The following is a 25,924-nucleotide window of genomic DNA, read 5'->3' as shown; positions in this document are numbered from 1 at the left end:
CAGAGCGCCGTCGGGACCGCCTGGTCGAGATCGACCCACCAGCCACGCATCGAGACGGACGCTCGCCCAAAGGGTAGCCACCGGCTCCGGCGGCTGGCGCGACGGTCCCCCAGGCGTCCATTCATGTTTTCTTTTCCAACTGCCGATAGGTCCCGAGCGGTATTTGCAGATCGAACGGTTTTCCATCGTGAAAGACATTCCGTCATCCCGGATCGCGGCGCTGCTTCCGGCGGGCTGTCAGTTCACCGTCGATCCCGAAGGCAACATCCATGACTGGCCCGACGCCGCCGAGGATTTCTTCGGCCTTGGCGCCCACGACGCGATAGGTCGGCCGCTGGCAGGGATCCTGCCAGATTTCGGTAGCGCTCCGGATGCGTGGCGGGAGACCCGGGTGCGGCGGGGCGGGGACGTGACCACGGCGCTCTACCGGACCGGCCCGGCGTCGGAGGACGGCCGGATCGCGGTGGCCGTCCTCGAACACGTGGCGCCGCGTCCCGTCCCGTCCCCATCGGACGAGACGGACCGGATGGCCCGCCTTCTCGTCGCCAGCATCGTGGATTACGCGATCTACATGCTCGATCCCGAGGGCCATGTGGCGAGCTGGAACATCGGGGCCGAACGGGCCAAAGGATACCGCGCCGAGGAGATCGTCGGCCACCACTTCTCCTGCTTCTATCCCGAGGACCAGCGGGCCCTCGGCGCGCCCGCCACGGCGCTCGAGACGGCCCGCCGCGCGGGGCGGTTCGAGGCGGAGGGCTGGCGGCTGCGCAAGGACGGGTCGCGCTTCTGGGCCATGGTGGTCATCGACGCGGTCTACGACGAGGCGGGCGCGCTGATAGGCTTCGCCAAGATCACGAAGGACTGCACCGAGCGCAACCGCGCCGAGGCGGAGGCCAGGTCGAGCGAGCGGAAATTCCGCCTCCTCGTCCAGGGGGTGACCGACTACGCGATCTACATGCTCGATCCCGAAGGCCGTGTCGCCAACTGGAACGCGGGTGCGGAGCGCGCGAAGGGATATGCCGAGACGGAGATCCTCGGCCGGCACTTCTCGGTCTTTTACGAGGCGGGGGACCGGGCCGACGGGCTGCCCGCAAAGGCCTTGCGGACCGCGCGGGAGGCCGGACGCTACGAGGGGACGGGCTGGCGGCTGCGCAAGGACGGGTCGCGCTTCTGGGCGAACGTCGTCGTCACGGCGATCTACGACGGCGCCGATCTCATCGGCTTTGCCAAGATCACGCGCGACATCTCGCGCCAGAAGGCCGACGAGGAGCGGCTCGCCGCCCTGATCGCCGAGCAGCGCGACACGACGCGAAAGCTCGAGGCGGCGGTCCGCGCGGCCGAGGTGGCGAGCGTGGCCAAGAGCACCTTCCTCGCCAACATGAGCCACGAGATCCGCACGCCGCTCAACGGAATCCTCGGCATGACCGAGCTCGTGCTCGATTGCGACCTCGCCCCCCGCCCGCGCCAGTTCGTGGATACGATCGCGTCCTCGGGCGACGCGCTCCTGCGGGTGCTCAACGACGTGCTCGACTTCTCGAAGATCGAGGCCGGCGCCATCGTTCTCGATCCGGTGTCCTTCGATCTCCGCGATCTTTGCGAGCAGGTCGCGATCCTGCACGAGCCGGGCGCGCGGAAGAAGGGCGTCGAGGTGATCGTGGATTGCGGGGCCGAGATCCCGGCGCGGATGAGGGGGGATGCGGGCCGGATCCGCCAGATCGTGAACAACCTCGTCGCGAACGCCGCGAAGTTCACCCATGCGGGCCATATCCTCGTCGCCGTGCGCCCGGCGGAGATGTCGGGCGGGAGGCCCGTCTGGCGGATCGAGGTCACCGATACCGGGATCGGCATCCCCGCCGACAAGCTCGAGACGATCTTCGAGGCGTTCAGCCAGGCGGAAAGCGCGACGACGCGGCTTTACGGCGGGACGGGCCTCGGTCTCACGATCTCGAACCGCCTGGTCGAACTGATGGAGGGTCGGATGGGGGTGCGGGCGGCCAACGGTGGCGGGACGACCTTCTGGGTCGAGTTGCCGCTCGATCCGGTCGCGGACCCGGCCCCCGGCGAGACGGCGGCCGATGGGGGACTTGCGCCCTCGCCCATCCTCATCGTCGACGACAACGAGGTGAACCGCCTGATCCTTTCCGAGCAATGCCGCGCCTGGGGCCTCGCGCCGGAGACGGCGGTGGACGGCGCCGACGCGATCGCGAAGCTCGGCGCGGCGGCGCGGGCGGGGCGGCCGTTCCCGCTGATCCTGCTCGATTACCACATGCCCGGCCTCGACGGGATGGCCGTGGCCGAATGGCTGGAGCGCGAGGCACCGTCGGCCCACGGGATCGTGGTGGTCCTCTCCTCGGGCGACGACGACGCCACGATCTCAGCCTTTCGCGCGCGAGGCGTGCAGGACTACCTCGTCAAGCCGGTCCGCCAACGCCGCCTCTTCGAAAGCCTCGCCGCCCTCACGCGGAGCGCGGGGGCGCTGCCCGCACCGGCCGGAATGGCCGATGGTCGCGACATTCCACCCGGCCCGGTCGCGGCGCGGCGATCGGTCCTCGTGGCCGAGGACAACAAGGTCAACTGGATGGTCGTCAGCGGTTTCCTGAAGGCCGAGCCCTTCGATCTGACTTGGGCGGTCGATGGTCCGGGCGCCGTCGAGGCGCTCCGCGAGCGGCATTTCGATGCCCTGCTCCTCGACGTCTCGATCCCCGGCTATGACGGGTTCGAAGTCGTGCGGCGGATCCGGGCGCGCGAGTCCCAGGAGGGCCTGCCGCGGCTGCCCGTCATCCTGCTGACCGCGCACAGCTATTCCGACAGGACCTCGGAGATCGCCACGCACGACGTCGACGCGATCCTGCTCAAGCCCACGCGGAAGGCCGAGCTTCTCGAGACGCTCCGGCGATATCTCTAGGCCACGCTGCCGAACTGCCCCGCATAGAGCGCCGCCTCGGTGCGGTTCCGCACGCCGAGCTTGCGCAATATCGAGCGCACGTGGACGCGGACGGTCCCGTCGGTGATGTTCAGCTCCGACGCGATCGTCTTGTTGCAATTGCCGACCGACAGACGTTGGAGGATCACCCGTTCCTGGTTCGTCAGGTGTTGGACAGTCTCCGGAAACGCGGCGACGGCCGGATGCGCCGGTAGGATCTCGCCCAGGAGGCGACGGGGCAGCACGCAGGCTCCCGCCTGCACCGGATGCAGGACCTGCTTCAGCACCTCCACCGGCGTGTCGGGGCCCAGGATCGCTCCGATATCGCGCACGAAACGGTGCAGTTCGACCGCCAGGGTCTCGCCACGGAGCAGCAGGATCACCTTGTCGAGCGCCACGCCGCGGGATTTCAGCCGATCTAGGACCGCGCCGCACCGTCGCGCGCAGCTCACTTCCCACACGACGATCTCGCCCGGGCCGGGATCCTCGGTCTCGAAACGGCTGGCGTCTTCCAGGGAGGAGATGGTGCAGGCGGCCTCGGCGAGCGATCCCTCGAGATAGGCGCGCACGAGATTGCTGTCGCTGATGATGCAGATGGTCTCGATCATGTCATGGATCCACTCGCTACGGATGGCACTTCCGGGCCGCGGCCCGGAACGTCGGGCCCATGCTCGGGTAAATTCCTATCCGAAACGCGAATGAGCGAGAAAGATTTTTCGATTTCAGGTTGATAGACAGATACAAAACGATCCTGTGCCGAGTATTGTATCTTCTTTTGAAAGGAGCGCCGCAACCACAGGATTAATATTCCGCTTTCATTATACTCAGGCGCGCGAACTGGAATAACAATTCGTTCATAGTTAATTCGTTTAGGAAGAATTTATCGGTTTTCTTCGGTCGGAATATGCCGAAACACCCTTTGTTCTTCCGGTTGAATACCTGAAACGCCGACGCCCTTTCCGTTTCAAATAGAGTTCGGGCCAGATCGCTATTCGTTCCGAATGGAACACTGCACGATTCGCAGATGGATTAAGCCCGGGGGATTTTTCAGAAAACTCTCGTCAATTCGTCTTCGAGAGAACTCCCATGCCCGCTGGCCGTTCCGGATTTTTCGAGACTTCCCTCGCGCCCGCCCGCTCCGGCGATGCGGTCGCCGGGACCCGTCCGGACGCCATCACGCATGCCCGCGCCGAGATCGGTTCCGGCAGCTCCGCCGATGTCCGAACCGGCGCCGCACCCGACACCGAACCCTAGACCGCCGCCCTGCCCGAGTTCGAGCCCGTGCCCGAGGTCGGGACGGAGCCGTCCGACGGCGCCGCGTTCGAAGCCCCTTTCTGTACCTGTCAGTATCGAGTCCGCCATGTCCCTCCCCCTCGTCTTTCAAGAAACCGATTTCCTGATCCTCGACACCAATGACGGAACCGTTCTGCGCAGCGCCGAGCAGCCCGAGCCGACCGCGTCCAACGATCCCGCGGGGCACGACGCCCTGGGCCTGCGCCCCGGCTATTCGGGCGCGGGCTACGTGGATCTGAACGGGGGCGCGGAAGCCAAGTTCAGCATCGTCGTGCCGGGTGCCGAGATCGAGCCCGGAACGTCCTATTCGCTCGTGATGAAGGTCGCGAACGGCAGCACGGCATCGCGGCCCGTCACGATCCTGAACGGCGGAACCGAGGTGGGAACGGTCGCCGACACCAGGACCGGCGCCTGGACGCAATGGCGCACGGAGACGATTGAGGTCGCGCTGGCGGAGACGGACGCCAACGGCGACTACGTCCTGACCTTCGTGCAGACCGAGTCGCAGGGTCCCAATTTCGACGCCGTGGCCCTCGTCCCCGCGGGGGAGAGCTACAGCTTCCTCGATCCGGTCTTCGAAGGAGAGGCTGAGTTCGACGTGATGGCGGGCCGGACCGAGATCGGACGCGTCCTCGCGACCGATGCGGACGGGCAGGATGTCGGCTACGCGATCACCGGCGGCGCGGACGCGGCGCTCTTCGCCATCGACCCCGAGACCGGCACGCTGTCGTTCCTGACCGCCCCCGTTTACGACGCGGCCGAGACCGGCAATGCCTACGCGGTCGAGGTGACCGCGACCGATGCCGCCGGCGCCAGCACGACGCAGACCGTCGCGGTCAGCGTGGCCGAGCGCTTCGAGCCGATCTACATCCAGGCCGAGAGCGGCACGCTGACCTCCACGGCCACCGGCAGCCGGTTCCTGACCCAGACCAACGAGGCCACCGAGGGCCAGAACGCCATCGACGCGTTCGGCCTGCGCCCGGGTTACAGCGGCGAGGGCTATCTCGATTTCGGCAGCACGGGAGACGCGGTGAGCTATACCGTCGACCTGCCCGAGGCGGGCAGCTACGCGCTCCACATCCGTTATGCCGGCACCAACACGCGCACTGCACAGGTCCGCATCGACGGAGAGGTCGCGGCGACCGTCGCCTTCCCCGACACGACCGGGGACGACGGCTCGCAGGCCTTCAACAACTGGGCGGTCCAGACCGTGACGATCGACCTCGCCGAAGGGGCGAACGCGATCGAGCTCTTCCTCCATGCGGGCTTCGGGCCGAATGTCGACGCGCTGGCGATCACCGCCCTGGGCGATACCCCCGACTTCGCGCCCCGCTTCACCGCGCCGGGCGCCTTCGCGCTCGACGAGACGACGACCGAGATCGGCACCGTCATGGCGACCGACGTGGTCGAGGACACGCGCGGCGGCGGCACGCCTGGCCCCGTGAGCTATGCGATCACCGGCGGCGCGGATGCCGAGCTCGTCCGGATCGACGCCGTGACCGGCGCGCTGAGCCTACTCGAGGCGGCCGATTTCGAGGCGAAAGACAGCTATTCCATCGAGGTGACCGCCTATGACGCGGTCGGCAACGGCACGTCCCAGTCCGTGAGCGTCTCGGTCGCTGATATCGACGAGGCCCCGAGCGTGCCGCTCTATGCGGGCGCATCGATCCTCGCTTCCGACATCGCCGCCGGTACCGTCCTCGGCACCGTGACGGCCACCGATCCCGAGGGCGCGGAGATCTCATACACGCTGAGCGATCCGCGCTTCGAGATCGCGGGCGGGCAGATCTTCGTGGCTGAAGGCGCCGTCTTCGCCACGGGCGAGGCGATCGCGCTGACCGTCACCGCCTCCGACGGCACGCTGAGCGCGCAGAGCGAGATCGCCCTCGCCGTCGAGGCGCCCGTGACCCCCGAGACGCCCGACATCGTGCGCGACGTGCTCTTCTCCGAGGCCGACCTCTCGAGCTATGCCGGCACCCAGGACGGCGGGAGCGACGTCGTCGTTTCCGAGGACGGCGCCGCGCTCTCGCTCAACGACAACAACTGGAAGCGCGCGGCCCTCGGCGAGGCCTACGAGATCACCGCGACCTCGCGGCTCTCCGTCGACATCCAGATCGGCGCGAACGCGCCCGAGCTCGTCGCCGTGGGCTTCGATCTCGACAACGATCCGTTCGACACCGACCAGAGCCTCTATCTCCTCGACGGGACGGACGGGCAGTCCCGCTTCCTCGACCTCAAGGGCAGCGGAACCGATCTCGGCGATGGCTGGGTGCGCTACGTCATCGACCTCTCCGCCCACGCGGGCAAAAGCATCGATACGCTCGTCTTCGTCTCCGACGACGACAGCGCCTCGCGCGACGGCTTGGGCTCGGTGACCTTCTCGAACGTGCAGCTCGTCGAGGACGGCGTCGCGGAGCCGGGCAACGCGGCCCCGGCCGTGATCGGCGGCGGTCTCGTGGATATCGACGTGGACGAGGGCGGCGCGGTCGAGATCGACCTGCCCTTCGTCGACCCCGAGGGCGCGGCGCTCAGCTACACGTTCGCCGTCACCGATGCGGACGGCACCGACGTGACCGCCCTCTTCCCCGACCTCGCCATCGACGGCGCGGCGATCACCGGCACCCTGCCCCGCCGTCCCGGCAGCTACACCGTCACGGTCACCGCCGATGACGGCGCGGAGGCGAACGCGGTGACAAGCGACAGCTTCGCACTGACCATCGCCGACGTGAACGACGCGCCCGTGGCGACCGACGCGGCGCTCGAGCCCTATTTCGGCGCGGTCGACGCGGCCTTCGAGGCGATCGACGTGGCCTCCTTCGCGTCCTACTTCACCGATCCCGAAGGCGGCGAGCTGGTTCTCGGCATCGATCCCGCCACCCTGCCCGCGGGGCTCTCCTTCGACCCCGCGACCGGCCTCATCACCGGCACGCCGGTTGCGGGCGGCAGCTACGACGTGGTCGTGACCGCGACCGATCCGGGCGGGCTCACCGCGCGCCTGACGATCAACCTCGACATCGAAGGCGAGGCCGGGCCGGAGGTCTTCACGATCGAGGCCGAGGATTTCACCGGCCTGGATGACGCGCAGAACTTCTACACCGCGGCGGCCGTGGGCGCCTCGGGCGACCAGCTCATTCGCACGAACGTGCACCGCGCGGGCAGCGTCACCACCGATCTCTCGGCGGGCGGGGTTCCGGACGGCTACTATACGCTGTCGATCACCGTCTACGACGAGACCGACGGCGCGGCGCGCTTCTCGATCTACGTGGACGGGGCGACGATCGTCGACGAGGCGAGCTTCGACGACGCGGGCACCTGGCTCAACGGGGACGGCGTGACCGGCCGCGGCAATGGCGGCCAGGCGGGCAACCGCAAGACCATCACCTTCGACACCGTAATCCGCGTCGAGGCCGGCACCGTGCTGACCCTGACCGGGCAGGCCGATGGCGAGGCGCTGCGCATCGACCAGATCGCGCTCACCGCCGCCGAGCCGGTGAACCTCGCGCCGGAGGCGCCGGTGCTCGAGGGCACCCTCGTGGCCGAGAACGCGCCGGGCGCCGTGATCGGAACCCTCTCCTCCGTCGATCCCGACGGGGACGCGGTCACCTTCTCGACCGACGACGCGCGCTTCGTGATCGAGGGGACCACGCTGCGGCTCGCCGACGGCGTCGCGCTCGACCACGAGGCGGAGGAGACTGTCTCCGTCGTGGTGACGGCGACGGACGCCACGGGTCTGTCGCAAAGCGCGACCCTCGCCATCGACGTGGCCGACGTGAACGAGGCGCCGCGCCTCGCCGAGGGCGCTGCCCTTCCCGCGCTCGAGCTCGGCGCGGGCACCGGCGGGTCGGTCGACCTCGCCGCGGCGCTCGGCGCCACCGATCCCGACGGGGACGCGGTCCTCTACGGCGCGCGCCTCGCGGGCGGCGCACCGCTGCCGGCAGGTCTCACCGTCGAGAACGGCATCCTCACGGTGGCGGGCGACGTGGCGCGCGGGAGCTACGAGATCGAGGTCTTCGCCACCGACGGAGAACTGGAGTCGGAATCCGTCTCCTTCACCGTCGAGATCGGCGACGCGCCCGATTTCGAGCCGATCACGATCCAGGCCGAGGACGGCACGCTGACGCTGCTCGACGACGGCAGCAACACCAACGTCACCGTCGTGCGCGATCCGGACAACCTGGAAAGCAACCCCGCCCTGTCGAACGGCCTGCGTCCGGACTTCACCGGAGACGGCTATCTCGATTTCGGCGACACGGCCGGCGACAGCATGGCCTTCTCGGTGAGCGTGCCGAGCGCGGGCATCTACGAATTTGCCATCCGCTATGCCAGCAATTCCGACCGGCCGCTCTCCTTCACCGTCAACGGCGAGGCGCAGACCCTGCCTTTCGCGGCGACCGGCACCAACGTCGCGGGACCCACGGAAGGGTTCAACAACTGGGACGTCCAGACGGTCAGCGTCGCGCTGCAAGCCGGCGAGAACACCTTCTCGCTCGCCATCCCCGCAGGGGCCACGACCGGGCCCAACATCGACGCCATCACGATCACCCGGCCCCAGACCGACACATCGGCGGATGCCGATGACCAGCCGCTCTTCCTCAGCGGTCCGGACACCGACCTGAACGAGACCCAGGCCGCCTCGATCAACTTCAACCTCGCGGGGATCGACGCCGACATCGTCCGGACGGAGATCAGCTTCGACGGCGGCATCACCCGCCAGGAGGTCTTCCCCGATGCCGATGGCGACCTGGTCGTGGACGGCTCCGCCCTCGCGCCCGGCAGCTACACCGCGATCGCCTACGTGACCGACGCGGCGGGCAATGTCGCGAGCACCACCATGAGCATCGTGATCGCGGAGGCCGAGGTCGAGTCCCCGGCCGCCTTCACCATCCAGGGCGAGGACGCGACCCGTGTCTTCGTCGACGATACCGGCCTGCCCACCGACGGCGCGTTCACCCGCGTGGTGGATGCCGAGAATCCCGATGCGTTCGGCAATTTCCGCGCCGGCGCCGTGGGCAATGCCTACATGGATTTCGGCTCCAATCCCGGCGACGCGATCACCTTCACAATCGAGGCGCCGCGTGCCGGCACCTACGAGGTGGCGTTCCGCTACGCCAATGGCGGCACCGCGAACCGCCCGCTCGAGCTCAGCGTGAACGGCGATGACGGGGCGCTCCTGGACTTCGCGCCGGGCCCCGTCGTGGGGACCGGGACCACGGCCAATGGCTGGGAATCCTGGGTCGTCCAGAAAGTCGAGGTCACGCTCGAGGCGGGGGTGAACCAGATCCGTCTGGAGATGCCCGCGGGCGCGACCGGCGGGCCCAACATCGACGAGGCGACCTTCACCTATCTCGAGGAGGACACGTCCGAACCCACGCCCTTCTCCGTCACGATCGAAGCGGAGACCTTCGTGGTCGCCGACCAGGGCACGGCCGACACCGTCGCGCGCAGCGCGGCCAATCCCGAGCCTCGCGACCTGCCCCGCGACGCGGACGGCAACGGCATCTGGGACGGCGCCACCGGCACCGGCTATCTCGACATGGGCAGCCAGGTGGGCGACGCGGCGCGCTTCACCGTGGACGTGCCCGAAGCCGGCACCTACACGCTCGCCATCCGCTACTCGAACGGCGGCGGCGGCGCCAACGGCGACCGTCCGATGACGCTCTCGGGCGCGGGCGAGACGCTCACCGTCTCCTTCCCCGGAACCGGCGTCGAGGGCTGGGACAATTGGCAGGTCGTGGAGGTCGAGGTCGATCTCGTGGCCGGGTCGAACACGCTGACGCTCGCCAACACGCTTGCCAGCGGTCCGAACCTCGACAACGTCACGATCAGCCGCGGCGATCCCGACGCCGAGACGCGCGACATCGTCCGCTTCGAGGAGGTCGTGAAGATCAACTTCGAGCCGGCGGAGGACCAGGGCTTCCAGGGCCTGCCGGCGGGCTACGCGACGCCCGCGGGCTACCTCGCCGATACCGGCGCGGCCTTCGGCGATCGCGGCAACGGCTTCTCCTATGGCTGGGTGAGCGAGGCGAGCGTGGCCGACGGCACCGCCAACGGCACTACGCCCCAGGCCCAGCCGGCGAACGCCCACTGGTACAAGGGCACCGTCTCGGACGCCTCCGACCTGCAGAAGACCTACGCCCATTTCGAGTATCCGGGGGCTCAGGGCGACATTTCCCGCGCCTGGGAGATGGCGCTTGAGAACGGCACCTACCAGGTGACGCTCTCGGTGGGCGACACCGCGGGCGCCTTCGACAGCCTCTACGCGATCAATGTCGAAGGGCAGAACTTCATGCCCGACTGGGTTCCCGCCAATTCGATCGACGGCGCGCTCGAGGGCGGCTTCCGCTCGACCCTCGTCACCGGCATGGTCACCGTCGAGGACGGACGCCTCACGATCGACTCGATCGGCGGCCAGAACACCGAGATCCAGTATCTGGAGATCGAGCGCGTCCCCGACATCACCCCCGATGACGGCCAGAGCGCGGATCAGAATTACTCGCGCTTCGTGGCTCCCGTGGCGGCGACGAATGACGGTCAGGTCTCGATCGCGCTCGGTGCGGACGGTGCGCTGCCCACGGGCATCGATCCCACCGCGTCCTTCGTGATCGGCGTCGAGCTGACCGGCGGCGACCAGCGCGGGCCGAACGTGGCCTATGTCGACAACGTGGTCCTGGTGAACACCCTGACCGGCGAGGAGGTCGCGATCGACGTCCAGGTCAGTGGCGGCGCGGATTCGCTCACCATCCGTCCGCTCGCCGATCTCGACGAGAACACGAGCTACACGCTCAAGATCCGCGACGTGGTCGATCTCGGCTCGGTGACGGATCCGAACGCGCCCCTGCGCCAGATGCAGGATCTGACCACCACCTTCGTCACCGGGGAGACGCCCGAGGACGTGGCCCGTGAGGTCGCCTTCGACACGGCGACGCTGCTCGACGGCTTCGCCGACGGGGCCTTCGGCTACACCTCGATCGAGTTCGGTCCGGACGGCAAGCTCTACGTCGCGACGATCATGGGCGACGTGCATCGCTGGGACGTGAACGCCGACGGCTCGATCGACCGCACCTCGCAGGAGACGCTCTCGCTCGACTATCTCAACGAGGACGGCGGCCGGCGCGGCATCATCGGCTTCGTCTTCGACCCCGAGGATGCGAACACGATCTGGATCACCGACAACGCCCCGATCCCGCGGGAATCGAAATCCTTCGACATTGCCGAATTCTCCGGCCGGATCAGCAAGATCACCCTGGGCGAGAACGGCGATTTCGGCACCGCGACGGCCGAGGCCTTTGCCTCCGGCCTGCCGCGCTCGGGCGGCGACCACCTGACCAACAGCCTCGAGTTCCGTGCCAATCCCGCTGCGGGACAAACCGGAGAGCCGGCCTACCTGCTCTATCTGACGCAAGGCTCCAACAGCGCGGGCGGCTCGCCCGACGCCGCCTGGGGGCTGCGTCCCGAGCGTCTGCTCAACGCAGCCGTCCTCGAGGTGGACCGCACCAAGGAGCCGCCCGCGGGAGGCTTCGACCTCCGCACCGAACCGCTCGTCGACGACAACCCGATCTCGACCTCTCCGGCCGACGAGTTCAACGAGGACGGCACCTATCCGGGGTTCTACAACCCCTATGCCGACGACGCGCCGGTGAAGATCTTCGCCACCGGGGTGCGCAACGCCTACGACCTCGTCTGGCATTCGAACGGGAACCTCTACCTGCCCACGAACGGCACGGCCTCGGGCGCGAAGACGCCCCAGGATCCGGACCAGGCGGATTTCGACACGACGATCACCAACTCGCCCAAGCAGTACGACTACTTCTTCACGGCGACGGAGGGCGGCTATTACGGCCATCCCAACCCGCTGCGCGACGAATGGATCCTGAACGGCGGCAACCCGACGGACGGCGCCGATCCGAACGAGGTCGTGGGCGGCAATGACGGCAACCGCAACACCGACGGCTACGCGCCCGGCGTGCAGCCGGACGAAGCCTACGACGTCGAGGGCATCTACAATCTCGGCTACAACCGCTCGCCCAACGGGGTGACGGAATATACCGGCAACGCCTTCGGCTCGAACCTCAAGGGCGCGGTACTCTTCGTGCAGTTCTCGGTGGGCGACAACGTCCGCGTCATCAACGTGGACGAGACCGGCGCGATCACCGGCGACGACGTGCTGCGCCGTCCCGACGGATCGGTGATCGACAATTACATCGACCCGCTCGACATCATCGAGAACCCGGTGACCGGGCAACTCTACCTGATGACGCTGAACCGCGGCACCGGGGCGAGCCAGCTCATCCTGCTCACGCCCGCCCCGGGCGGGGTGACCCAGGATCTCAGCGCCGACGAGACCGGCGACCTCGCGCTTCTCGCTTTCGACGTGAGCGATCCCTCGGCCGCGATCTTCGAGGTCACCGGGCTCGACGACGACATCACCGCGCTCCGCGTGTCCTTCGACGGCGGCCCCGCGACCACCGTGACGCTCGATGCGGAGAACCGCTTCACCATCGACCTGTCGGATCTCGAAGGCGAGATCCGCGCGGTGTTGGAGGTGACCGACGACGCCCTGAACACCGCGGCCGCCGCGACCGACTTCACCCTCGGCGAGGCGCCCCAGGCCGACTATCTCTCCCTCCTCACGATCCAGGCCGAGGACCGCACGCCGGGCGACGGCACCGCGGTCCTGCTGCCGACCTCTCCGGAGGCGCAGATCGTGATCCGCGACGCGTCCAACCTCGAGACCACCTCGGGTCTCGAATACGGTCTGCGCGCCGGCGCCTTCGGGGTCGACGGCAACACCGACAATTCCGACGGTGTTCTCGGGGGTTATGCGGATTTCGGCTCCACCAATGCCGATTTCCTTACCTTCGCCTTCGACGTCTCTCCGGAGAATGCGGGCGACGCGATCCTGCGCTTCCGTTATGCCAATGGCGGCACCGCGGATCGTCCGCTCCAGGTCGAGGTCAACGGCACCATCGTCACGCTGGCGCCTTTCGCGCCCACCGGGACGGGCGAGGCCGCCTGGAGCACCTGGCAGATCGTCGAGGTCCCGGCGACCCTCGCCGGGGGCGCCAACACGGTCACGCTGCGTGCCATATCCAATACCGGGCCGAATATCGACCAGCTCGAGATCCTGGTTCCGCCAGCGACCGAGGAGCCGGAAGCGCCGGATGCGGACGGGACGGAGATCGTGAACGGCGTCGTCTACGACATCTACGAGGCGGAGAACGCCGCTCTCGACGGCGCGCTCACGATCGCCGATCCGCGCAACCAGTCGGGCGAGTTCGTCGATTTCGTCGGCACCGCGGACCAGTCGATCACCTGGGACGTCACGGTCGGCACGGCGGGCAGCTACGCGCTCGACATCCTCTACGCGCTCGGTGCGGGCAAGGCGGCACGGCCGATGAGCCTCACGATCAACGGCGTGGCGGCGGGCACGCTCGACTTCGCGGCGAACTCCAATACCGGGGAGAATGTCTGGGGACCGCAATCGGCGGTCGTCACGCTCGCGGCGGGCACGAACACGATCACGGTGACCGCGCCCGACGGCAACGGTCCGAACGTCGACTACCTGCGCGTGTCGCGCTCGACGGTGACGGAATTCGTGGCCGACCCGGCCGAGATTGACGGCTCCGGCCGCATAGAGCTCGAGGCCACGGACGGCTCTGCCCAGACGTTGAGCGGCAGCGAGGTGGCGTTCCACTTCACCGTGAGCGAAACGGGCCCCTACCGGATCGCGACCGCGGCCAACCCGGGCGCACCGGACGGCCAGGGCCTCACCTGGTTCCTGAACGGCGAGCAGGTCGACGCGACCGGCTTCCCGGGCAGCGGCGAGGCGGCGGCTGAGGCGATCGTCCTGACGCTCGAGGCCGGGACGGAGTACGTGCTCAGGGCGGTCTCCGACGCGCCCGGCGCGAGCGCGCTCGACTATCTCGACATCTCGCCGGCCCCGGGCAATCCCGATGCCGACATCGCGATCCAGAGCGGCGATCCCTCCTATTTCGACAACCGCCTGCACTTCTCCTACATCGAGAACCCCGATCCGAACCCGAACGACACCATCTCGGCGCGGGACATGAAGGAGACGGGCACCGTCCGGATCAGCAATACCGGGACGGAGCCGCTCGACATCGCCGACGTCCTTCTGACGGGGCCGTTCCGGATCACGTCGGGCACGCTCGAAGGGCGCTCCATCGCGCCCGGTGCCTTCCTCGACGTGACGGTCGCCTTCGACCGGGCGGCCTACACGCCGCCCACCGGGACGAACGCGCAGATCGACGCGACCTCGACGGTCTTCAAGGGCCAGCTGCGTATCCAGACCAACGACGCGGAGGATCCGATCGCCGATATCGACCTCGCGGGCTTCTGGCAGCGCATCCCCGAGGGTGGGCAGGAACCCAACGTCAACGAGGTCTGGGAAGTTTTCGGCTTCGGCAACCGCATTGAGGGGCTGAGCCTCCGGGGCGGCGGCGAGAACAGCACGCTCGATACGCGCGACGTCTTCGCCCAGACCGACGAGACGGAGGTCCTCTCGCCCTACTGGCGTCTCGCCGACGGCGTGACGCAGGCGCGCATCACACAGATCGCCGCCTATCACGGGCCGAGCGGCGCGGACATCGCGCTCCACAACCCCGGCAACAAGGGCAGTGCCTTTACCCTGTCGAACCACCAGGGCACCGACAACCAGAGAATCCTGCCCAACAATGCCAACGGGTCCGGCTTCGCGACGGGTACGTTCGACGCGGCGCGCATTCCCGACGGCTGGCAGGGCGACGACGTCTTCGGCATCCGCATGGCCGGCCTCTCCACCGATCCGCGCCTCAATCCGGCCGGACCGATCGTGGTCGAGGGCGCACAGCAGGGTCACACGGTGAAGATGTTCCAGGCCCTCGACGCCGAGGGGCGGGTGATCCCCAACGTCTACCTGGGGGTGATGGACTATACGGGCATCAACTACGACTACAACGACAACATGTTCGTCATCGAAGGCGTCGCCCCGGCGGGCTTCGGCCAGAGCGTGGCGATCTCGGGGCTCGACGACGCGGCGGCCGACGACCGCCTGGTCTTCACCTCCATCGACCAGCCCGCGAACGCGACGCAGGAATTCCGCGACGAGGCCGTGGTCACGATCGGAAACGACGGCTTCGTGCCGCTCGCGATCTCCGACGTGATCCTCGGCGACACGGCGAACTACGAGATCGTGGGCAACATCCCCGCCTCGATCCCGGCCGGCGGCAGCATCGCGCTCACCGTGCGCTTCATCGGCACCCATGCCGGAACCACGGCCGGCGCGGAGCTGATCACCTCGACGCTCACGATCGTCACCGACGATCCGGAGACGCCCAATTCGGTGATCCAGCTCGCCGGCATCGCCCAGGAATTCTCGGAGAGAAACTCCGAACCCGACGTCGCCCTGATCGTGGAGGCCTTCGGCTATTCCACCGACATGGCGCTCGCCGAGCTCGCCAATGGCGGCCGGGTCGAGGCGGTCGGGGACGAGGTGCTGATGCCCTACCTGCAGAAGCTCGACCCCTTGGCCGATATCGAGGTGATCCAGATCGCCGCCTTCCTCAATCAGGGCAACGTCGCGCGGCTGGGCGTCCACGGTCTCGGCTCTTCGGCGACGACCGGGCTCATGGCGGGCGACGACCAGCAGGGCCAGACCCTCTTGCCCGACGGGCTGGTTTTCGGCCCGGGCGATACCGGCGGCGTGGCACGCGGGACGATCACCGGCACGGAGCCGTTCGGCCTCCGGGTGACCGTCGACGGACGGCCGACCTACGCCTCCTGGACCGATCCCGAGATCAACCGGATCGATCCCGATTTCGGGCAGCTCGTGGACGACGCGGCGGGCCATCTCATCCGCTTCTTCCAGGCGCGCGACGCGTCGGGCGCGGTGATCGCGGGCACATACATCGCAATCCAGGATTATCCGGGCGCGGGGAACTACGACTACAACGACCATATGTTCGTCATCACGAACGTCGCTCCCCACGCGCTCACCGCCGAGGAGGACGCGGATGGCGACGGCGTGAACGACGCGCTGGTCGCCGATGTCGACGCCGACGGCACGATCGACTTCTTCGATCCCGACGTGGCGCCCGACACTCCGGAGGATCCGGAACCCCCGCAATCGCCCGACGGCTTCGTTCTCGGCGTGAATTTCGGCGGCGGCGCCATCACCGACGATCCGGTCCTGGGCGTCGATCTGATCGCGCAGACCGATCCGCGCGTGACGGTCACGGGCAGCGTCAACCCCGCCCAGGGTGTCGACGCCCGTTCCGATCCGAACGGACAGGGGACGGTGGCCGGATCGGCCTTCCGCACCTACGAGGACGGATCGGACTGGACGGCCGCGATCGAGGTGCCGAACGGGACCTACCGCGTGGTGCTCTATACCTACGAGCCCTACTGGAACGTGGCGGGCCGGCGTCAGTTCGACGCCACGGTCAACGGGCAGCAGGTCCTGACCGATTTCGACGCCTTCGCAGAGGCGGGCGGCGATACGCCCATCGCGGTCGAGGTCGTCGTCACCGTCACGAACGGGACGATCGAGATCGACCTCGTGGCCGATCTCGACAACGCCCCGCTCAGCGCCGTGACCGTGCACGAATACGCACCCGATACCGGCGGGGACGGCCAGACGCCGCATCTGGGCGAGCCGTTCCAGATCGGGTCGGCGGCGATCACCATCGACGCCTCCGATTACGACGAGGGCGGACAGGGCGTGGCCTACAACGACATGCCGGGCCTGCAGGGCGGCGATACCGGCGGACGTCCGGGCAGCGACGTGGAGCAGACCTCGGCCGGCCATATCGGCTGGATCAACAACGGCGAATGGCTGGAATACACGGTCGATGTCGCCCAGGCGGGTCTCTACGATCTCGACTTCCTGGCGGCCTTCGGCGGCAGCGGGGCGCGGTCGATCTCGGCGAGCTTCGCGAAGGACGGCCTCGTCTACGAGGAGACGGGACCGGTCGGTGTCGACCCGACCGGCGGCTGGGCGACCTTCGCGCCGACCGACAGCGTCCAGGTCGCGCTCGAGGCCGGCGTGCAGGTGATGCGCGTCACCTTCTCGGGCGGCAGCCAGGATCTCGCCTCGATCAGCCTGACCCCGTCGTTCTCCGCGATGGCCGCGTCGACCTTCGCCACATCGGTGCAGCCGATGCCTGAGGCGACCGCCGAGTACGATCTCGCCGACACCGATCCGGCCCTGCTCGACGACGATGCCGATGGCGGTCTCGGCCATGTCTTCGGACACGATCTGATCTCGTGAACCCGGCTCCGCCGCGCCCCTCCGGGCGCGGCGGGACAATCCCATCCAGGAGATGATTGAAGTGTCCCAAGACCAGACGATCCCGACCGTCGGCCGCACGATCCGCGTCTGCGGCCATGCCTTCGGCGCGATCTTCGTGATCAGCGCGATCGTGAACCTGCTCATGCTGACCGGTCCGGTCTTCATGCTCCAGGTCTACGACCGCGTGCTCGCGAGCGGCAGCACGCCCACCCTCCTGGTCCTAGCCGGGATCGCGATCGGCCTCTATCTCACCAGCGGGCTGCTCGACATCCTGCGGCTCCGGGCGCTGAACCGGATCGCCATGCGGGTCTATGCCAAACTTTCGGGGCCCGCCTTCCGGGCCAACCTGCGGATGCCGATGGTGGCCGGGCGACGCGCCGCCTCGATCAACCCGCATCGCGACGTCGAGGCGATCCGGAAGTTCCTGGGCTCCCCCGGGCCGGCGGCGATCTTCGACCTGCCCTTCATGCCCTTCTACTTCCTTCTCATTTTCCTCTTCCACCAATGGCTCGGCGCGCTGGCCGTGGGCGGGGGCGTCGTGATCGGCGTGCTCGTCGTGGCCAACGAATTCCTGTCGCGCGGCCCCTCGCGGGATCTCTCCGCAAGTTCGGGCCAGCAGAGCCGGATGATGTCCACGGCCCGGCGCAACGCGGAATCGATCACCGCGATGGGCCTCTTCGACAACCTCGCCACCCGCTATTCCGGCGCCGTGGAAGAGCAGTACCGCCGGCAGCAGGCCATGTCCGACCACGGCACCCTCTTCTCCTCCACGATCAAGATGACGCGGCTCATGCTGCAATCGGCGATGCTCGGGCTCGGCGCCTGGCTCGTGATCCTGCAGGAGGTCTCTCCGGGCGTCATGATCGCATCGTCGATCATCATGGCCCGCGCGCTCGCCCCGATCGAGCAGGCCGTCTCGCACTGGCCGAGCTTCATCGCGGCGCGCCAGGCCACGACCCGGCTCAACGAGACTCTGAAGGCCTGCCGCGACCAGCCGGCGACGGCGGGCCTGCCCGCGCCCCGGGCCGGGCTAAAGGTCGAGGGGCTGGCCACGGCTGCGCCGGGCGACGAGGCGCTCCTGCTGCAGGATGCGAGCTTCGAGCTCCGCGCGGGCGACGGGCTCGGGATCATCGGACCGTCGGGATCGGGCAAGTCGAGCCTCGCGCGCGCCCTCGTCGGCGTCTGGCCGCAGCTCGCGGGCTCGGTGCGCCTCGACGGGGCGACGCTCGATCAATGGACCGAGGCCGAACGCGGCGCGTTCATCGGCTACCTGCCGCAGGACGTGGAGCTCTTCGACGGCACCGTGGCAGAGAACATCTGCCGTTTCAGCGCCGAGCCGCAGATCGAGCAGGTCCTCGAGGCCGCGAACCTCGCCGGCATCCACGAGATGATCGTCGGATTGCCGGAGGGCTACGAGACCCAGATCGGCGAGTTCGGCACCCGCCTCTCGGCCGGGCAGCGGCAGCGGCTGGGCCTGGCCCGGGCGCTCTACGGATCGCCCTTCCTGGTGGTCCTCGACGAGCCCAATTCCAATCTCGACACGATGGGCGAGCGGGCGCTGACCCAGGCCATGAAGGCGGTGCGCGCCCGCGGCGGGATCGTGATCGTCATCGCCCACCGCGCGAGCGCGCTCTCCGCGGTCAACAGGGGCCTCGTCATCCAGAACGGCCACCAGGTGCAGTTCGGCGACCGCGACGCGGTCATGGGCAAGGTCGTGCCGGTTCCCCGGCCGGCCAGGAACGCGACACACGAGCCGGAAAGGGCTTCACGATGAGATACGACCAGATTGATGCCGCGCTCGTCCACTCGGTGGGCCGGCAGGTGAAGATCGCGCTCCTCGTGGGGGTGCTCCTCCTCGGCGGCGCGGGCGGCGTGGCGGCCCTGGCCCAGATCAGCGGTGCCGTGGTGGGCATGGGCAAGCTCATCGTCGAGGGGCGGTGGAAGGAGATCCAGCATCTCGAGGGCGGCACCGTGGCCGAGATCCGCGTGGCCGAGGGCGATGCCGTGGAGAAGGGCCAGGTCCTCTTCCGCCTCGACCCGACCACCGTCGAGGCGCGGCTCGGCATCATCCAGGGCCAGATCGACACGCTCCTTGCCAAGGAGGCCCGGCTCCAGGCGGAACTTGCGGGCGCGGCGGACATCGAGACGTCGCCCGCCTTGCGTGCCGCGGGAACGCCACAGGCCGACGCGCTCCTGCGCGGCCAGGCCGACCTGATGCGCGCGCGGGCCGCCGCTCGGGCCGGCCGCGAGAACCAGCTCGGCGCCCAGATTGCCCAGCTCGAGGAGAAGGTCGTGGCGCTCCGGGCGCAAAAGCGCGCCGCCGCGCAGAGCATGGAGATCGCGGCGGAAGAGGTCGAGACCCGGCAGCGCCTGTCGGATTCGAACCTGCTCCGGGCCTCGGACCTGCGCGATGCGAAACGCTCGCTCGCGGAGCTCCAGGCCGAGGATGCGTCCCTCGACGCCCGGATCCTGGAGGCTCGCGAAGAGATCACGGGCCGCCAGTACGAGCGCGCGCTCCTCGACGAGACGTTCCGCGAGGAGGCACTGACCGAGCTCGACGAGATCCGCGACCGGCTCGCGCAACTCCGCCAGGAGGAGATCGGCGCGATGGACAGCCAGAGGCGGCTGAGCGTACGGGCCCCGATCGGCGGCCGGCTGCACGAATTGTCGGTGCATACGCTGGGACAGGTCGTGGCGCCCGGCGAGCGGCTGGTGACGATCATTCCCGGCGACGACCGGCTGATCGTCGAGATGCGCCTCGATCCGCAGAGCGTGGACCAGGTCTATCCCGGACAGGCGGCGCGGCTGCGCTTCACCGGGCTCGACCAGCGCACGACCCCCCAGCTCGGCGGCGCGGTGATCGACATCTCGCCCGATGCCAGTACCGACGAGGGGACCGGGCAGACCTTCTACCTCGCGCGCCTGCAGATCGCCGAGGACGAACTCGGCCGCATCGACGGCGCGGTCCTGCGCCCCGGCATGCCGCTCGAGGTCTTCGTCCAGACGCAGGAGCGCTCGATCCTGTCCTACCTCGTGAAGCCGATGGTCGACCAGGTCCAGCACGCGATGCGGGAGCGGTAAGCGCGGCGGGGCGTCCTTCGCCCCTCTCCGCCTGCCGGGCCGGCTCCGCTTCGAGGGGCGACCGGTCCGGCAAGCCGCCTTTTTCAAGGAAGATGGCCGCGCGCTTTCGGTCGACAGGCCATTGCGGGCGCCATTTCACGGACTGACCTTCTGTCCATGGCCGGTTCCGGATTGCGGCTCCCGGCCGCTTTCCGTCTAGACCCAGAAGAAGTCAGAACGGCAGCGCGTCGCGCAGGCGGGACCAGCCGATCGCGGCCTGGATGGCAGGCTTGCGCAGAAAGTGGAACGGCACCGTCTTCGGCGCGGTGACGGGGAAGTCGAGCGCCCCTTCCTCGGTGCCGGTTGCCCAGTCCGCGAGAACCCGTCCCATCGCGGTGGCGAGCGCGACACCGCGCCCGTTATAGGCGGTCGCCGACACGATCCCGTCCCCGAGCACGCAAAGGCGCGTGTAATGGTCGGTGGTCAGCGCCAGGTCGCCGCCCCAGGCATGGGCCCATTCCACCTCCCCCACCTGCGGGAAGAGCTCGCGCGTGGTCCGGCGCAGGAGTTCCAGAAGCCGCGTGTTGCCGCGATCGTCGAACGCGCCGCGCCCGCCCATCAGGAGCCGGCCCTGCGCGTCGGTGCGGTAATAGACCATCACCCGCCGCGTATCGGCCACCGCCTGGCGCTGGGGTAGGATCGAGCGGCGCAGATTGTCCGAGAGCGGCTGCGTCGCGACCTGCACCGACCTGATCGGCAGGAGCGTCCGGCCGAGCGGCGGCAGGAACCGATCGGTATAGGCGTTGGTCGCCACGACGACGCGGCGCGCGGCGAGTTCCCCGCGCTCGGTGCGCAGCAGGTGGCCCGCCCCCTCGCGGTCGAGCGCCGTGACCCGCGAGCGTCCGTGGACCCGTCCGCCGAGGCGGCGCACCGCGTCGGCCAGCCCCAGCGCGTAGTTCAGGGGATGCAGGTTGCCGCCCCTGGGATCGAGGAGCCCGCCGATATAGGCCTCCGACCCGATCAGCCCCCGGACCTCCGCCTGCGACAGGAGCCTCAGCTCGACGCCGCGCGCCGCCCATTGCCGCGCGCGGTCCTCGAGCATCCGCATCGAGGCCGCGTCGTGGGCGGGCTGGATCCAGCCCGGCTGCACGGCGTCGCAGTCGATGGCGTGCCGGCGCACGATGTCCAAGACGAGATCGGGCGCGGCGGAGGAGAGGTCGAGCATCCGTCCGCCCATCCCGGCGCCGAATTTCGCGATCACCGCCTCGGGATCGTGCTTCAGGCCCGGATTGATCTGGCCTCCGTTGCGGCCCGAGGCGCCCCAGCCGGGGCTCTGCGCCTCGAGAACCGTCACCGCGACGCCGCGCTCGGCGAGGTGAAGCGCGGTCGAGAGCCCGGTGAAGCCCGCGCCGATGACGGCGACCTCGGTCTCGGCGCGGCCCTCGAGCGGCGCCGCCTCCACGCTCGGATTGGCCGTGGCCGTGTAGAGGCTGTCGGCGAGAACGGGGCGTTCGTCTGCGATCATCGGGAAACTCCTTGCCTTGGGACGGGGCCGTTCGTGGTGCTGTCAGTAGAAGGCCGGGCTGCCGACCCAGATCACCTCGGCATCCTCGGACGCGTCGTTCCAGAACCGGATCATCGCGGTGGCCGGAAAGGCGAAGCTGTCGCCCGAGCGGACGAGGTGGACGCGTCCGTCGATCTCGAGCGAAAGCATGCCCGACAGGACGGTGCCGCATTTGGCGCCCTCCGCATGGGCATAGGCGGTCTCGCCCGTGGAGCCGCCGGGACGGATCACGATCCGCATCATCTGCACGTCGCGCACGTGGTCGGGGGTCAGCATCTCCTTGACCATCCCTTTCGCGCCCAGATCGAGAATGCGGCGCTTGGCGCGGCGAACGACCATTTCCTCGTCATCCGCCCCTCCGCCCGGGCCCGCATTGTCGAAAAGCCAGCTCACGGGCATGTCCATCCCGGCGCAGATCGCGATCATCGCGTCGAGCGACGGCACGCTCAACCCGCGTTCGATCTGGCTCAGCTGCCCGAGCGAGATCCCGGCCCGCCCGGCCACGTCGCGCAGCGACAGGCCGCGCAGCTTGCGGCGGTCGCGCAGGCGCCGGCCGATCCGCGCCGCGTCCTGCGAGGCGCGCGGCCTGGGACCGTCAGGTCGGTCGAGATGGTCTTCTGGCAATGTTGACAGCCTTAACAAATTCGCTTCAGGATGAAACTCACAACAAGATATTTCAATAAGAATGAAAATCGACGGGGCCAACATGAAACATCCACGACACGCGCGTTCCGCGACCCTTTGCGTGCTCACGCTCGCGGCACCGGCCGCCTGGGCGCAGGATCTGACCTTCACGTCCTATGGCGGCACCTACCAGGAGGCACAGCGCGAGGCGCTGCTCGATCCGATCGAGGAGGAGATGGGGATCACCATCCGCGAGGACACGCTGACGGGCATCGCGGAAGTCCGCGCGCAGGTCATGTCGGGCGCGGTCAGCTGGGACATCGTCGATCTGGGCCTGAGCGATTGCGCCCTCGCCGAGGCGGAGGGCCTCTTCGAGCCGCTCGACTACGACATGATCTCGACGGAGGGGTTCGAGGAGAGCGCCTATTCCGACGGCTGGATCGGCATCATCTACTATTCCACCGCGCTCGCCTACAACACCGAGTACATCGACACCTATCCCGCCTCCTGGGCGGATTTCTGGGATGTCGAGGCGTTTCCCGGCGCGCGGGCGCTGCAGAACGTGCCGATGGGCAACATGGAGATCGCGCTCATCGCCGACGGCGTCGCGATGGAGGAGGTCTACGACACGCTCTCGACGCCCGAGGGTGTCGACCGTGCCTTCGCCAAGCTCGAGGAGATCCGTCCCGATATCGACGTCTGGTGGTCGACCGGGGCGCAATCGGCGCAGCTCATCGCCGACGGCGAGGTCGACATGACCTCGATCTGGAACGGCCGGCTCGACGCGGTGCAGGAGGCGGGCGTGCCCGCGGAGCTGACCTTCAACGAAGGGCTCCTGTCGCTCGACTGCCTCGCGATCCCGCGGGGCGCGCCCAATGCCGAGCTCGCGATGGAGGTGCTCGCGCGCATGGTCGAGCCGGACCTGCAGGCCAACATCCCCGGCCTCATCAATTACGGACCGACCACCTCGCTCGCCTTCGAGGAGGGCAAGATCACCGAGGACGAGACCGCGATCAGCCCGTCCGCCCCGGACAACCTGGCGGTGCAGCTGCCGATCAGCGGGGATTTCTGGGCCGAGAACCGCCCCGCGATCCAGGAACGCTGGGACGCCTTCATCACCCGCTGACGCTGTCCGCGCCCCCGCCCTTCGGGGGGCGCGTCATCGAGGAGCCCGCGACATGACACGCGACGCGGAGACGCATACCGAGCGAACCGCCCAGGCGGCGCCGATCGCGATCGAGAACATCACCAAGACCTACGACGATTTCCACGCGCTCGACGACGTCTCGCTCGAGATCGGGGCGGGCGAGTTCCTGACGCTGCTCGGGCCCTCGGGATCGGGCAAGACGACGCTCCTGATGGTGCTCGCGGGCTTCACGCGGCCCACGCGCGGGCGCATCCTCGTGGCCGGGGAGGAGATGACCGGCGTGCCGCCGCACAAGCGCGATTTCGGGATGGTGTTCCAGAACTACGCGCTCTTCCCGCACATGTCCGTCTTCGACAACATCGCCTATCCGCTGAAGCTCCGCCGCCATCCGAAGGCGGAGATCAAGCGCGAGGTCGGCCGCGCGCTCGAGCTCGTGCATCTGTCGCATCTCGCTTCGCGCCGCATCTCCGCCCTCTCGGGCGGGCAGAAGCAGCGCATCGCGCTCGCCCGCGCCATCGTCTTCGAGCCGCGCGTCCTCCTGATGGACGAGCCGCTCTCGGCGCTCGACAAGAACCTGCGCGAGCAGATGCAGATCGAGATCCGCGCGCTTCACGACACCCTCGGGATCACCACGATCTACGTCACCCACGACCAGCGCGAGGCGCTGACCATGTCCGACCGGATCGTGGTCATCGACGGCGGCCGCGTCTCGCAGGTTGACACCCCCCGCGCGCTCTACGACCGGCCCGCGAACGCCTTCGTGGCGGGCTTCATCGGGGAATCGACCCTGCTTCCGGTCGCCCGGACGAACGGGGGCTATACGTTCCAGGGCCGTCCGCTCAAGACCGGCCGCGCCGTCAGGCCCGATGCGGGCCAGCTCGTCGTCCGCCCCGAGAAGCTCGTCTTCCGCGACCCCGGACAGGAAGAGGACCACAACCTCTTCGAGGGCACGCTCCAATCGATCGTCTACCAGGGCGACACGCTTCTCGCCCGGATCGAGATCGGACAGGGCAGGACGCTCCTCATGCGCAAGACTACGCATCGCGACGTCCTCGCGCGTCTGCCCGAACCCGGCGGCGAGGTCGCCCTCGCGCTCCACGCCGACGACACGATCCTCGTGGAGGGCGGGACGGCATGATCGCGATCGACGAGGCACCCTCCGACGGGCGGCGCGCGGCCACCCTCTCCGCCGAGACGCGGGAGCAATGGTCGATGTTCGGCCTCGCCCTGCCCGCGCTCCTCATCGTCGGATTTCTGGTGTTCCTGCCCGTGGGCTGGCTCTTCGGCCTGTCGCTCGTGGCGGACGGCCAACCGAGCCTCGTCCATTACCGCCGCCTGCTCGAGCCCGCCTATCTCAGCATATTCACCCAGACGTTCCAGATCAGCTTCCAAGTCACGGCCATGGCGCTCCTGCTGGGATATCCGCTGGCCTATCTCCTGAGCCAGATCCCGCGGAAGGTCGCGGGGCTTCTGATGATCTGCGTGATGTTGCCATTCTGGACGTCGATCCTGGTCCGGACCTATGCCTGGATGGTGCTCTTGCAGCGGCGCGGGATCATCAACGGCTGGCTGATCGACCTCGGCCTCATCGACCGGCCGCTGAGCCTCGTGAACAACTACACCGGCACGGTGATCGGGATGCTGCACGTGATGCTGCCCTTCATGATCCTGCCGCTCTATTCGGCGCTGGTGAAGGTCGATACCTCGCTCATGCGCGCGGCCTCCAATCTCGGGGCGACGCCGATGCGGGCCTTCTTCACCGTGTTCCTGCCGCTCTCGATGCCGGGCGTGATCGCAGGCACGCTCCTCGTCTTCGTGCTCTGCCTTGGCTTCTACGTCACCCCGGCGCTTCTCGGGGGCGGCCGGGTGATCATGGTGTCGATGAAGATCCAGCAGAATGCCGCGATGTATTTCGACTGGGGCGCGGCCTCCGCGCTCGGGGTCGTGCTTCTCGCCGCGACGGCCCTGCTCTTCTGGGTGATCAGCCGCGTGACCCGGATCGAACGCCTGTTCGGGGGGAGCTGA

General features: G+C 68.5%; 11 protein-coding genes. 7 read left to right on the top strand and 4 right to left on the bottom strand.

What is annotated here, in order from left to right:
* The first annotated feature begins 187 nt into the window (after positions 1–187).
* Positions 188–2,905 (top strand): PAS domain S-box protein, encoded by a 2,718-nt coding sequence (locus LX81_RS16410; RefSeq protein ID WP_170133989.1) that lies wholly within the window; start codon positions 188–190, stop codon positions 2,903–2,905.
* On the opposite strand, the gene LX81_RS16405 is transcribed toward LX81_RS16410, so the two are convergent.
* Together LX81_RS16405 and LX81_RS22295 are read right to left on the bottom strand one after the other, a co-directional pair.
* Positions 2,902–3,531: a LuxR C-terminal-related transcriptional regulator gene (locus tag LX81_RS16405; protein WP_111538405.1), complete on the bottom strand. Its 630-nt coding sequence runs from the start codon at positions 3,529–3,531 to the stop codon at positions 2,902–2,904. The two genes, LX81_RS16410 and LX81_RS16405, sit on opposite strands and share 4 nt — an antisense overlap.
* Before the next feature lie 439 nt (positions 3,532–3,970).
* Positions 3,971–4,285, bottom strand: a complete 315-nt coding sequence (locus LX81_RS22295) for a hypothetical protein (RefSeq protein ID WP_170133988.1) — start codon at positions 4,283–4,285, stop codon at positions 3,971–3,973.
* Between LX81_RS22295 and LX81_RS16400 the strand changes: the two genes are divergently transcribed.
* The 3 genes from LX81_RS16400 (at position 4,284) to LX81_RS16390 (ending at position 20,585) form a co-directional block, all read left to right on the top strand.
* Positions 4,284–17,483: a carbohydrate-binding protein gene (locus LX81_RS16400; protein WP_170133987.1), complete on the top strand. Its 13,200-nt coding sequence runs from the start codon at positions 4,284–4,286 to the stop codon at positions 17,481–17,483. The two genes, LX81_RS22295 and LX81_RS16400, sit on opposite strands and share 2 nt — an antisense overlap.
* 61 nt (positions 17,484–17,544) lie before the next feature.
* On the top strand, positions 17,545–19,278 hold the full coding sequence (locus LX81_RS16395) for a type I secretion system permease/ATPase (protein WP_211322794.1): 1,734 nt from the start codon (positions 17,545–17,547) through the stop codon (positions 19,276–19,278).
* On the top strand, positions 19,275–20,585 hold the full coding sequence (locus LX81_RS16390) for an HlyD family type I secretion periplasmic adaptor subunit (RefSeq protein WP_111538402.1): 1,311 nt from the start codon (positions 19,275–19,277) through the stop codon (positions 20,583–20,585). The genes LX81_RS16395 and LX81_RS16390 overlap by 4 nt, the downstream gene beginning before the upstream one ends.
* Before the next feature lie 211 nt (positions 20,586–20,796).
* On the opposite strand, the gene LX81_RS16385 is transcribed toward LX81_RS16390, so the two are convergent.
* Positions 20,797–22,089, bottom strand: coding sequence for an NAD(P)/FAD-dependent oxidoreductase (locus LX81_RS16385; RefSeq protein WP_111538401.1), 1,293 nt, complete (start codon positions 22,087–22,089; stop codon positions 20,797–20,799).
* Positions 22,090–22,131: 42 nt separating this feature from the next.
* Positions 22,132–22,752 (bottom strand): helix-turn-helix domain-containing protein, encoded by a 621-nt coding sequence (locus LX81_RS16380; protein WP_234822656.1) that lies wholly within the window; start codon positions 22,750–22,752, stop codon positions 22,132–22,134.
* Positions 22,753–22,834: 82 nt separating this feature from the next.
* Between LX81_RS16380 and LX81_RS16375 the strand changes: the two genes are divergently transcribed.
* From LX81_RS16375 to LX81_RS16365, 3 genes are read left to right on the top strand one after another with little or no spacing between them, the layout of a single operon-like run.
* The gene (locus LX81_RS16375) at positions 22,835–23,878 is read left to right on the top strand and encodes an ABC transporter substrate-binding protein (protein ID WP_170133986.1); all 1,044 of its coding nucleotides are present in this window, start codon (positions 22,835–22,837) and stop codon (positions 23,876–23,878) included.
* 52 nt (positions 23,879–23,930) lie between these two features.
* On the top strand, positions 23,931–25,037 hold the full coding sequence (locus LX81_RS16370) for an ABC transporter ATP-binding protein (protein WP_111538399.1): 1,107 nt from the start codon (positions 23,931–23,933) through the stop codon (positions 25,035–25,037).
* A complete protein-coding gene (locus tag LX81_RS16365) occupies positions 25,034–25,924 on the top strand; it encodes an ABC transporter permease (protein ID WP_111538398.1) in 891 nt (296 codons plus the stop codon). The genes LX81_RS16370 and LX81_RS16365 overlap by 4 nt, the downstream gene beginning before the upstream one ends.

The sequence above is a fragment of the Palleronia aestuarii genome (genome assembly GCF_003253995.1).
GTDB classification, from domain to species: domain Bacteria; phylum Pseudomonadota; class Alphaproteobacteria; order Rhodobacterales; family Rhodobacteraceae; genus Palleronia; species Palleronia aestuarii.
The sequence above is the reverse complement of the archived record's forward strand: the minus strand, read 5'-3'. Positions and strand labels throughout refer to the sequence as shown.